8 protein-coding genes and 2 riboswitches are annotated in these 11,869 nt (G+C 43.2%); of the genes, 1 reads left to right on the forward strand and 7 read right to left on the reverse strand.

Translation table 11 applies throughout. The annotated features are described in order from the left end of the window. Positions 1-204: hypothetical protein (locus LQ216_RS19560; protein ID WP_230131292.1), on the forward strand; the 204-nt coding region annotated here is incomplete at its 5' end. Positions 205-414: 210 nt separating this feature from the next. Here the strand turns inward: LQ216_RS19560 and ptsG are convergent. From ptsG to LQ216_RS19595, 7 genes are all read right to left on the reverse strand, one after another. Further along, positions 415-2,481, reverse strand: a complete 2,067-nt coding sequence (gene ptsG, locus LQ216_RS19565) for a glucose-specific PTS transporter subunit IIBC (RefSeq protein WP_230131293.1) — start codon at positions 2,479-2,481, stop codon at positions 415-417. A gap of 187 nt (positions 2,482-2,668) precedes the next feature. Continuing rightward, on the reverse strand, positions 2,669-3,511 hold the full coding sequence (locus LQ216_RS19570) for a transcription antiterminator (RefSeq protein WP_290369295.1): 843 nt from the start codon (positions 3,509-3,511) through the stop codon (positions 2,669-2,671). A gap of 157 nt (positions 3,512-3,668) precedes the next feature. After that, a complete protein-coding gene (locus tag LQ216_RS19575) occupies positions 3,669-5,003 on the reverse strand; it encodes an NCS2 family permease (RefSeq protein ID WP_117307278.1) in 1,335 nt (444 codons plus the stop codon). A gap of 115 nt (positions 5,004-5,118) precedes the next feature. Next, positions 5,119-5,220, reverse strand: a riboswitch (purine riboswitch). A gap of 88 nt (positions 5,221-5,308) precedes the next feature. Then, positions 5,309-6,829, reverse strand: a complete 1,521-nt coding sequence (gene guaA / locus LQ216_RS19580; RefSeq protein WP_230131336.1) for a glutamine-hydrolyzing GMP synthase — start codon at positions 6,827-6,829, stop codon at positions 5,309-5,311. A gap of 206 nt (positions 6,830-7,035) precedes the next feature. Beyond that, positions 7,036-7,137: riboswitch (purine riboswitch) on the reverse strand. 250 nt (positions 7,138-7,387) lie between these two features. Then, positions 7,388-9,583: a transglutaminase domain-containing protein gene (locus LQ216_RS19585; RefSeq protein WP_230131294.1), complete on the reverse strand. Its 2,196-nt coding sequence runs from the start codon at positions 9,581-9,583 to the stop codon at positions 7,388-7,390. Further along, positions 9,580-10,788 (reverse strand): DUF58 domain-containing protein, encoded by a 1,209-nt coding sequence (locus LQ216_RS19590; RefSeq protein ID WP_230131295.1) that lies wholly within the window; start codon positions 10,786-10,788, stop codon positions 9,580-9,582. The genes LQ216_RS19585 and LQ216_RS19590 overlap by 4 nt, the downstream gene beginning before the upstream one ends. A gap of 2 nt (positions 10,789-10,790) precedes the next feature. Further along, a complete protein-coding gene (locus LQ216_RS19595; protein ID WP_230131296.1) occupies positions 10,791-11,747 on the reverse strand; it encodes a MoxR family ATPase in 957 nt (318 codons plus the stop codon). Positions 11,748-11,869: the final 122 nt, after the last annotated feature.

Here is an 11,869-nt window from a genome sequence, read left to right on the forward strand (position 1 = left end):
GATGTGCTGGCATCGACGTTGTCACAGGACGTGACGAACTTAGTCGATGTTCCATTTGCTTTTAAAGTGTGTGCTCACTTAAAATTAACGTTGGCGCTTTGTTTTGTTCAGTTTTCAAAGAGCAATTTCGTTGTCGTTTCTCTCAGAAGCGACTTTACTAATATATCATCTCACCATCAAGAAGTCAACATTTTTTTGAAATGAATTTGTAAAAGAAAAGTAATGTTGTCTTGCGGTGTATTACATATACTAGCACCTGCCCATGGACAAGTCAACCAAAAACCTACATATTATACTGGAAGTTTTTACAACTGATTTATTAAGTTAATTGGATTGGCAATCTATAATTAAAACAACCCTCCCTTTGCAAATACGCAATCGCGAAAGGGAGGGTTCTAATTGGTTTGTTCTTACTTACTTAATCGTAATGATGTTCTCTTCTTTAATATCTACCTTACCATTTTTCTCAAGCTTTACTGTTTCCCCTTCTTTAAGGTTAGTGAAGACGATTGGCGTGATAATGGAAGGAGCGTTTTCTTTGACGTAATCCAGGTCTACCTTTAATAAAGGCTGTCCTTTTTTCACTTTATCATCTTGGGAAACTAATGCTTCAAAACCTTTACCTTCTAATTTAACTGTGTCAATCCCAACATGAATCAAAATTTCCCGGCCACCGTCTGAAACAATTCCAAGGGCATGCTTAGTCGGGAATAGATTTACGATTGTTCCGTCGACAGGAGAAACGATTAGTCCGTCTTCCGGTAGGATCGCAAACCCGTCACCCATCATTTTTTCCGCGAAAACAGGATCCGGCACTTCGGTGATTGACTTGATTTCACCTTTAATCGGGGAAATGAAGTGCTCATCACTTGGCTCATGGGTTTGTAGAGCTTCCGGGATTACTTCTTCGATTTGTTGTTCTACTTCTTTTTCTTGAGAGGTTTTCACAACTCTAGGTCTTCTACCGGACATAATGTCATTCATTTGTCCTTTTATCGTTTCAGAACGTGGTCCAAAAATAGCTTGAATGTTATTCCCAACTTCAAGTACCCCGGCAGCTCCGAGTTTTTTCAACCGATTCTTGTCCACTTCTTTCACATCGTTCACAGATACACGAAGGCGCGTGATACAAGCATCCAAGTGAGCGATATTTTCCTTACCACCCATTGCATCCAAGATATCGCCAGCAAGATTACCCGGCTTACCTTTTGATGCCTCTTCTTCATTATCATCTGATTCAACTTCGCGACCAGGCGTCTTTAAGTTGAATTTGCGGATTGCAAAGCGGAAACCGAAATAATAAATAACGGCTAACACAAGTCCGACCGGAATCACCAACCAAGCATTGGTTTGCGGGTTAATTAATCCAAACAAAATGTAATCAATGAGACCTCCGGAGAAAGTCATACCGATTTTTACATCCAATAAATGCATCGTCATGAAGGAAAGCCCCGCGAATACGGCGTGGATTCCAAACAAGATAGGCGCCACGAACAGGAATGAGAATTCAAGCGGCTCAGTGATACCTGTTAAGAATGAAGTCAATGCTGCGGATGCCATCAGGCCGCCGACTAGCTTTTTCTTTTCCGGACGCGCTTCATGATAAATGGCAAGTGCTGCAGCCGGAAGACCGAACATCATGAATGGGAACTTACCAGTCATGAAGGTTCCCGCTGTAAGATCTTGTACTCCATCTTTAATTTGGTTCATAAAAATCGCTTGGTCACCTCTAATGAGTTGGCCCGCTTCATTTGTATAAGTACCGAATTCAAACCAGAATGGAGAATAGAAAATATGATGAAGCCCGAATGGAATCAACGATCTTTCAATCAAACCGAAAATAAAGGCTGACAAGGTCATATTGGCACCTAACATATTTTCGGAGAATGTATTTAATCCATGCTGGATTGGCGGCCAGATCAAAATCATCAATAGACCTAGGATAACCGCGCTTGCCGCTGTAATGATAGGCACAAAGCGTTTACCTGCAAAGAAACCTAAATAGGATGGCAATTCAATTTCATAGAATCTATTGTACATGTATGCGGCAATGATCCCGACAATGATTCCTCCAAAAACACCGGTAGACAAAGTTGGTATGCCGAGTACAGAGGCATATTCCATACTGCCCTTTATATCCCCCGCCTCAATACCAAGAACGGTGCCCATTGTGACATTCATAATCAAGAAACCGATGATGGCAGCGAGACCAGCCACACCGTCACCGCCAGCAAGACCTATGGCCACACCGACCGCGAATAATAGTGCCAGGTTACCAAAAATAATATTACCCGCATTTTCCATGACCGACGCAACCATCTCGACGCCGTTGTTGTCAAGGAATGGTGCAATATCAAGTAGTGTCGGATTCTGCAAAGCATTACCAAAAGCAAGCAAAATACCCGCTGCCGGCAAGATGGCAACTGGAAGCATCAAGGCTTTACCAACCTTTTGCAAAACGCCAAATAACTTTTTAAACAAGGTAAACGACCCCCATAATTTTATTTTGGAAACCCATAAAGCGGTTACATAATTCCAAACAAAAAAGGCATAAGCGAAAAAAGCATCGAGTTTAACAGACAGGTATAATATACCCTTCTCTGGAAAATTCAATTACCTTTCCTCACTTATGCCTGATCGAATCAGTAACACGTAAAGTAAAAGTCTATTATGTGATTTTCTTTTGTAAGCGTTGTAGGTGCATCGTTAAGTAAACAGCTTCCGCATCGTATACGGGCTTTTTCAGCACCTGCTGCATAATCTTTATCAGTTTCCAAGCAATATCATAACACACCGGATACGCTTCTTTCAACATCAAAGTAATTTTTTCCGGTTCTTCTACTTTCTCTTCTGACATCACTCTTTCAATCGTAAATCTTAGATGGCGAACCAGCCTCATATAATCTATGCTTTCTTTATCTATAGTAGTATCTAATTGTTCCTCAATGACATTGATGAGGTGGGTGACCAACTGGGAGTGTTGGTTTATATCTGATAGCTGTTTATTGGTTATCGCGCTGTGAATATGCAGTGTGATAAAACCGATTTCTCCCTTTGGAAGGCTAATCCCGGTTTTCTCGCCGATGATTTCAACAACTTCTCGGGCTACTTCGTATTCAAATGGATAAAGATTTATCGTTTCCACATAGAAAGGATTTTTAACTTCCATCCCGCTTATCATCCGGTTCAAGGAAAATACTATATGGTCAGTCAGACCAACGTGTATATGTTCATTTAATTCCCCTGTGACCCTGTTACTGATATGCTGTATCGCTTCGATTATCGCGGTCTGAACTTTTTCATCGATTTGCGGCAATAGCTTTTTATAGTTTTCCTGTTCTCTTTCGCTCTTTAAGACAAACATCTTCTCAGCCTGATCCGCCGAGATTTCATCACCTTTGCTACGGTTAAAACCTATGCCTTTTCCAATAAGGATGACTTCTCCGTGAGAAAGGTGGCTCGCGATGACCACATTATTATTTAGAATTTTTTCAATTGAAAAAGCAGACATAATCGGATACCTCTTTACAAGAGAATGAACCTTCTCATCCATTAAAAAATTCAGAAGGAAAGGGCAAGTTTAATGTTAGTCAAGTGACCAAGCGAAATCAAGTGAAAAATAATCGTCAAAAAAAGGAACCCTCTTGGATTCCTTTTTGTCATTGCGATTAGACTAAGAAAATAAAGTATAAAACAAAAATTACAAATAAACCGTACATAATCGGATGGACTTCTTTTATGCGTCCTTTTATTAGCATCGTGATTGGATAAAAGATGAATCCAATTGCGATACCGGTTGCGATACTGTATGTCATCGGCATGGCAATAAGCGTGAAAAATGCCGGTACAGCCACTTCGAATCGTTCCCAGTCAATCTTCTTAAGTGAAGATACCATCAATACCCCAACAATGATCAGCGCTGGCGCTGTTACTGCAGAAGTAATCACACTTAGCAGCGGAAAAAAGAAAATGGAGAGGACGAACAATAGGCCTGTGACAATCGCTGCAAATCCGGTTCTGGCACCAGCGGCAACTCCCGCGGTTGATTCCACATAAGAAGTCGTTGTTGAGGTACCAAGTACAGCACCGACAACGATAGAAAGTGAATCTGCAAACAATCCCTTTCCAACTCTCGGAAGTTCATTCCCTTTCATTAACCCCGCTTGAGTAGCTACACCTACCAGAGTTCCTGCCGTATCAAAGAATGCAACAAACAAGAAGGTTAGAATAACGACGAGAATTTGAACCGAGAAAAGCTGCTCTCCCGGATTGGCGAATGCTTCAAATGCGACCCCAAAAGTGGGCTCAAGGCTCGGTACCGCCCCGACAATCTTGCCCGGCATATCGATTAAACCGGCAATCACACCAACGATAGCCGTAATAATCATACCAATAAAGATCCCTGCATGGATTCCCTTCGTTAATAAAATAACAGTTAAAATAATGCCAAAGACGGCCAATAACGTGTTGCCGTTTGTTAAGTCACCTAAACCGACAAGAACCGAATCGTTATTTACGATAATTCCTGCATTTTGAAAACCAACAAAGGTGATAAAAAGCCCGATTCCGGCACTTACAGCATATTTCAGTTCTACCGGAATCGCGTTAATGATCTTTTCACGTATCCCCGATAACGTTAGTAATACAAAGATAACCCCTGATATCAGCACGCCTGTTAATGCGGTTTGCCACGGAACCCCATAGGTCAGAACAACCGTATAGGCGAAGAATGCGTTCAATCCCATGCCTGGAGCCAGCGCAATTGGATATTTCGCAATGAGTCCCATTAATATCGAACCGATCGCCGCAGCTAAAGCAGTTGCCACGAATACAGCACCATAATCCATTCTTAAAGCGTCAGGAAAATCTTCAACACTGTCTAAAGTCAATGTCAGTGGATTGACAACCAAAATGTAGGCCATTGATAAGAAGGTGGTTAATCCGCCAATGATCTCTCGGCGATAGCTCGTACCGAGTTCCTCGAATTGAAAATATTTTTTCATCCTCATACTCCCCCGTATGTTACGCCGCATAGAGAAAAGGCCCCGTCTAACCGAACGGGACCTGACTTTACATGCAAAAGGATAGAGCAGGGGCCCCATTCACGGATGGAGCCTGCCTGCCTTATATTTGCATCGTAGTCAAGCTGTTAACGGCAGCTCGGTAGAAACTTTTGGGCCATATCCCCAAGATTATACGACGAATTCATTTATTATATTAAGATTACAATTTGAGTTTACCAGTGTAGAAAAATGTCGTCAAGAAAAAACGAATGATGCTGGAAATTAGAACACTAATGTTCGTAATATTATTCCCACTCAATCGTAGCAGGAGGCTTACTGGTGATATCATACACGACCCGGTTCACATGACTGACCTCATTTACAATCCGGGTTGAAATAATTTCGAGAACATCCCACGGAATTCTCGCCCAGTCGGAAGTCATTCCGTCAATGCTCGTCACTGCCCGAATGCCGATTGTATAATCATATGTGCGCGCATCTCCCATTACCCCGACACTGCGGATGTCCGGAAGCACGGTGAAATACTGCCAAATATCGCGATCAAGTCCTGCTTTCTTGATTTCCTCACGAAGAATGGCATCTGACTCGCGGACGATTTCCAGCTTGTCCTCTGATATGGCACCTAAGACACGAATCCCCAATCCTGGACCAGGGAACGGCTGACGCCAGACAATTTCATCAGGGATGCCGAGTTCTGTTCCAAGCGCACGGACCTCATCCTTGAAAAGAGTGTTCAACGGCTCAATCAGTTTGAATTGCATGTCTTCAGGCAGGCCGCCGACATTATGATGCGATTTAATGGTTTGTGCAGTCGCCGTTCCGCTCTCAATGATATCGGTATAAAGAGTACCCTGTGCCAGGAATTCAATTCCTTGAAGCTTTGTCGCTTCGTCATCGAACACATAGATAAATTCGTTTCCAATAATCTTCCGTTTTTTCTCCGGATCTGAAACACCTTCAAGCTTTGTAAAAAAACGATCCTTCGCATCTACTTTAATAACATTCATATGGAACCCTTCGCTGAATGTTTTCATAACGCTGTCCGCTTCGCCCTTACGAAGCAAGCCATGATCAACAAAGATACACGTTAATTGGTCGCCGATTGCCTTATGGATCAAGACAGCTACCACCGAAGAATCAACACCGCCGCTTAACGCACAAAGAACTTTTTTATCGCCAACTGATTGACGGATTTTTTCCATTTCGATTTCACTGAAGTTTTCCATCGACCAGTCGCCTTCGCAGCCACATACTTGGAACACAAAGTTCTTCAGGATTTCATTCCCATGCACAGAATGGCGCACTTCAGGATGAAATTGGACGGCGTATAGCTTTCTTGACTCATCACTCATTGCCGAAATCGGGCAGGAAGGATTTGTTCCATCAACGGTGAAACCCTTAGGTTCTTCGACTACTAAATCCCCGTGGCTCATCCAGACAATCTGTTCCTTTGGCAAGTCATGGAATAGCTTCGAATCATTCCGGGTAGTCAATGTTGCTTTTCCGTATTCGCGATTCTTCGCAGGCTCTACCTTCCCTCCGAAATGCTTGGTCATTAACTGCATGCCATAGCAAATCCCCAAAATTGGCAGCCCTAATTCAAAAATCCGCTCATCGCAGCCAAAAGCGGCAGCATCATACACGCTGTTAGGCCCGCCTGAGAAAATAATCCCAGCTGGATTCATCTCTTTAATTTGTTCTGCCGTTAACGTATGCGGATGCAGCTCGCTATACACACCAAACTCACGAATCCGGCGCGTAATCAACTGATTATATTGGCTTCCGAAATCGAGCACTACGATCATTTTCTGGTTCTGTAATTCCGTTTTCCCGGGCACTCTCATCACCTCAATTGTCATGATTCGCTTGTAATAAAAATGGGTTCACTTTTTTAAACAAACGATTGATTAAATTCACGCATTAATAGTATTACTAAAGAAATGAAAATAAAGACAAAATAAAAAACCAGAATCCTGCCTCGAGACATAAAAGCAGAATCCTAGTTGGCATACCAAATAAAATCTGCCTTCATAGTCAAATCATTTACGGTGATTTGGTAGAAACATCCGATCCATATTATCGAGTATATATGAAGGTTATATGAAAAGCGAAAGCGCCCTGTTAAAGGAACGTCGACTAACTGCTGCCACGTCCTTATGTCTTACGTCGACGTCAGCACATCCTGTGCAAGTCCGACCAGCATAAGACGCTCCTCGCAGGAGGGCCTGCTCTCCGGAGAGGGGCGGCTTATGACCTCGAGGGGCTGGGCGCTGTAGCTAAACACTGTTTAAAGTTCAAGAAGCTACGCTTTTTAATTCTAGTTTTAGGAACGCCTCAATTGTAACAACACAATGAAAATTTGGTCAAGCGATTGTCTTTTTAATTAAATTTTCCCACAATTTCTGATTATGCTCCCAGTCGGCGGAAGGGTGATCTCCCCGGTAAATGTATAACTCATAATTCCGAGTGATTTTCCCCATCTCACCTGAATAAAAATAGGAATCAACATAGTCAGCATAATCTCTTAATGTCTGATCTCCAGGCCGTTTAAGCCCCTTTCTTCTCAGCTGCTTCAAGAGAGTCATGTACGCCTTTGAAAAGGTGTCATGATCGTTTTTTCTTTTATAAAACGCGATTAACAGATAGGGCAGCCATCTCCCTCTTAATTTAAAAATGAGCAAGCCAATTAAAAGAATACCGGCGGTAATTGCTATCAAGGCCTTCCAATTTTCATTCAGCCAGCTTTCCTGATTGATTGCCGATTCAGCCGTTTGTTTCTCAGTTGCCTGTTCAGGCTTCGTTGGAGTCTCTTGTTGGGCCGCTGGTTCCTCTTGTTCTGTTCCCGGTTCCGGCGTTTCCGTTGGATCAGTCTCTGTTGAGGAATAAAATTCGGTATTGTTGGAAAACCCTTTTGTCGGCTCAAACGGAACCCAGCCGGCATTCGGGAAATACACTTCGACCCAGGAATGGGCATTATTATTCGTTACTTCGTATACCCGTTCGCCATCTCGGGTAACTTGGTCACCCTCCGTATACCCCTTGACCCATCTGGCTGGTATATCGATGGAACGCAGCAACATTACCATAGATGTAGAAAAGTTATCGCAGTAACCCCTTTTCGTCTCGAACAAAAATTGATCTACATAGTCCTCGGCGTCTCCTGGATAAGGAATATCCACTTGATCATAGACAAACTCCCCTCCATCGAAATGATTCTCTATTGCCTTTACCTGATCATACCAATTGGTTTCTTCAGCTGTGATTGTTTGGGCAAGCTCCCTGATCCGGTCAGGAAAACCTGTAGGAATCTGGGTATACCGGTTCAGAAACTCAGGATTAAGTTGATTCCCTTCCGTCCTTCCTACCTCTTTCAACTGGTTAATATCAAAGCTCGGCAAAGAATAAGAGAGTTCGAACGCCTTCAGCTTGATAAAATTACCTTCGTTATTATGCGATGTGACGCGGTCATTATGTCCATGATATCTGTATAATTCTCCCGTTGGAGAGGAAATTTCCGTTACACTTCCCGGTCCAGGATACGGAACATGGTTATAAGGTAATTCAATGTTTACATATGCCTTGGAGTCAGTCGTCTTCACCCCGGGTGGATATAGAGAAATCCCAACTTTCTCCGCATCGGCAAATTCCTCATAAGAACCCGCATTATCTGCTGTTACCCAGCCTTTTCCGGTATAGAAATCTTTGTTTTCCACTTTCCAATAATGACCCGCTGAGGTTTCTGCTTGAAAAACAACGGTATCATCATTTTCGAATCCGCCGCCAAGTGAAGAATCGTCCACCCCGTATCCGATTCTGTTCGTTCCTCCGCCTCCGGTTGCACTATCCGAATACGAAGTGATGAATGGAACCGGATCAGGCCATTGCGGATCGAGCTTAGGCGCCGCCAGTCCAATATAGGAACTGAACGCTATCATGAGCACGAGCGGAATGATCCATTTCCTAAGAGACGGAACGGTAATCGGCATCTTTTCCTGAGCAGCCAAGCGAAAAAGCGCCAGACTTCCCAGCATACTAAAGCCAATGATGACGAGCCTTATGATCGCATATCTGCCTTCATACTCAGTAAATGTATCCAACACCGAGACAATCACCACAGTCGCGATAAAAAATAAGAGGATGCTTTTTTTGACTGAAATCCAGTAATGGAGCAAATACGTAATCAGCCAAAGCAAAATAAAAAACAGCAACGTTTGGAATTCGAACGAAATCTTTAGAAATTCACCGTGGAACAAGAGGGCGATATCGCCCGCGATTTTTCCAACAAAATCAAAAAACCAGGACAGTTCAAAGAGGGACACTTCATAATACAGATAATGAATCACTATCAGGATGAAAATACCCAGTATCACAAAACGGGACAAAGGGGGAATCTTAAACAAATGAAGCGCAAATCCGATCGCCATAAATAAGATAAATACCTCTATATTATTCGTCTCTGTCAGCTGGCTGACGGGCCGGATCCACTCCCACACCAGGAAAAACCCGAATATATACAGAATGGTTTTGATTGCAATATCATATTTTCTCGATTGAATCATTGGGCTATCACCTCTGAAATTTCACCCTCAAAAAATCCTTTTTCAATATATTTCACATTGATTCCTTTTGTTTTTGCGAATTCTCGAGCCAATATTTCTTCTTTCGATAATGACGAGTCGCGATTCACTGAAAAAATAGTAAGGGCCTGATTCGTTTTAAACCGGCCAATCCATTCGACAGATTGCAAAGTTAAACGGCCGGTGATAATCACCATCGCAGCATTTGATGGCACAATTGCACTATGCTTTTCAATAATCCCTTCAATCGGAATGAAAGCATTGGCTTCGGCTTTGGCCAAGTTGTAAAATACTTTCTGCCTCTGAAGCTCTCCGCCGCGAACCGGCAGAGCTTCCCCGCTTTTTCCGGTTCGATAAAACCCGATCTGAATGCCTTTTTTACTGATGGAATGAGCAAAGGAAGCGGCATACGTTACCATGGCCTCGAATTCTTCTGCGGGTGATTCATCGAGAATCAGAAAGATGTCGTGGCTTTTCATTTCCTCGAATTCCTTCGTCATAATGTCATTCTTCCTGGCTGTCGCTTTCCAGTTTATCCAGGAAAGCTGGTCGCCAGGCTGATATTCTCTTATCCCTGAAACAATGGAATTTTCGCGTTGAAGACGGTTGGCTGTCCCGGCACGCCCCTGATCGAACAAATTGTCGAGCTGCCTGTACGAAAGCTCCTTGTAAGCCGGGTAAACAAGCATCCTTCCTGGAAGCTCAAAGTAAGCCTCTTTATCAAACAGTCCTAAAAAGTCGCCCGTTTTCAGGCGAATCTCCTGAAAGGAATGCTCCCCGCGGGGAAGATTCTCAAGCGAATAACTAAGGGTAATCCTTCGCTTAAACCAAGGAAAAATGATTTTTTTCTTCGTTCCATCTATATGTAGTTCAAGCCGCTCCGGGAGCTTATCTTCCACAAGTAAATAGAATAGCGGGAAATATGTTTTTCTGCTGATGGTGATTTCAACCTTCACCCTTTCACCTGTCTTGAATTCCTTTTTGCCCTGAACCCTCTCTACTCGGAACTCCTGAATCGGATAGACAAAGAGAATGATAGAATAAATGACAAAAGGCAGAAAGCTGTAAAAGATGAACCAACTGACAAATCCGCCTTGAAACATCGCAAAAACAAAAGCAAAGGCAACCAAAAATATCAGGCCAATCATTTTCAAGGAAGGCTTTATTTTTGATAGAAGTTTTTTCATTGCTAGTTCACAAGCCTTTGTACCGGAACTGGAATCTTTTTGACGATTTCCTTTACGATTTGTTCTGCGTCGATTCCTTCGTATTTAGCTTCCGATTTCAGGATGAGCCGGTGCGCGAATACAAATGGAGCCAAGTACTGAACATCATCAGGAAGCACATAATCTCTTCCATTTAAGAAAGCATAAGCCTGAGCCGCTTTCATTAATGCGATGGATCCCCTCGGACTAGTGCCTAGATAAACATTGTGATGCTCGCGGGTCTGAGTGGCCAGATCGACAATATACCGTTTCACATTAGCATCCACATGGACGTACTTGACATCCTGCTGCAGTTCACGCAGCTCTTTGAGGCTTATCACAGGTTCAAGATCTTCAATGGGAGGCACATGCTGGGCGCGGTTCAAAACTTCCATTTCTTCCGTGATGTCCGGATAGCCCATTTTTAATTTCAATAAAAACCGGTCCAATTGTGCTTCTGGAAGCGGATAGGTGCCTTCATATTCAATCGGGTTTTGCGTCGCCATCACAAAAAAAGGCTGCTCCAATTTTCGCGTTACCCCGTCAACGGTCACGCTAGCTTCCTCCATCCCCTCAAGCAATGCAGACTGGGTCTTCGGGGAAGTCCTGTTAATCTCATCAGCCAAAATGATGTTCCCCATAATCGGACCCGGCCGGAAAATGAACTCCTGCTCCTTTGGGTTGAAAATGGAAACACCGGTGACATCGGAAGGAAGCAGATCGGGAGTAAACTGGATCCTCTTAAAAGCAGCACCGATGGATGTAGCCAGCGACCGCACCATCATCGTTTTGCCTACACCCGGAACATCCTCTAAAAGCACATGTCCCTCAGCAAGCAAGGCCACGAGACTCAGTTCCGCTATATCTCTCTTTCCAATGATTACTTTCTCTATATTACGCAAAACCTTCTCTATGCTTGGATGCTTTTCTTCTTGTATCATCTTGGTCCCCCTGTAAAGGCATATTTCATTGTCCTAATACTATTCGTGTTTACTCTTACAAAATCCTCCAACATTCGCTAGGCAAGTTAAGAGAAATGACTGATTCATCCGTGTCTCTCTTC

This window comes from Bacillus sp. CECT 9360 (assembly GCF_918741275.1).
Classification (GTDB): domain Bacteria; phylum Bacillota; class Bacilli; order Bacillales; family DSM-1321; genus Peribacillus.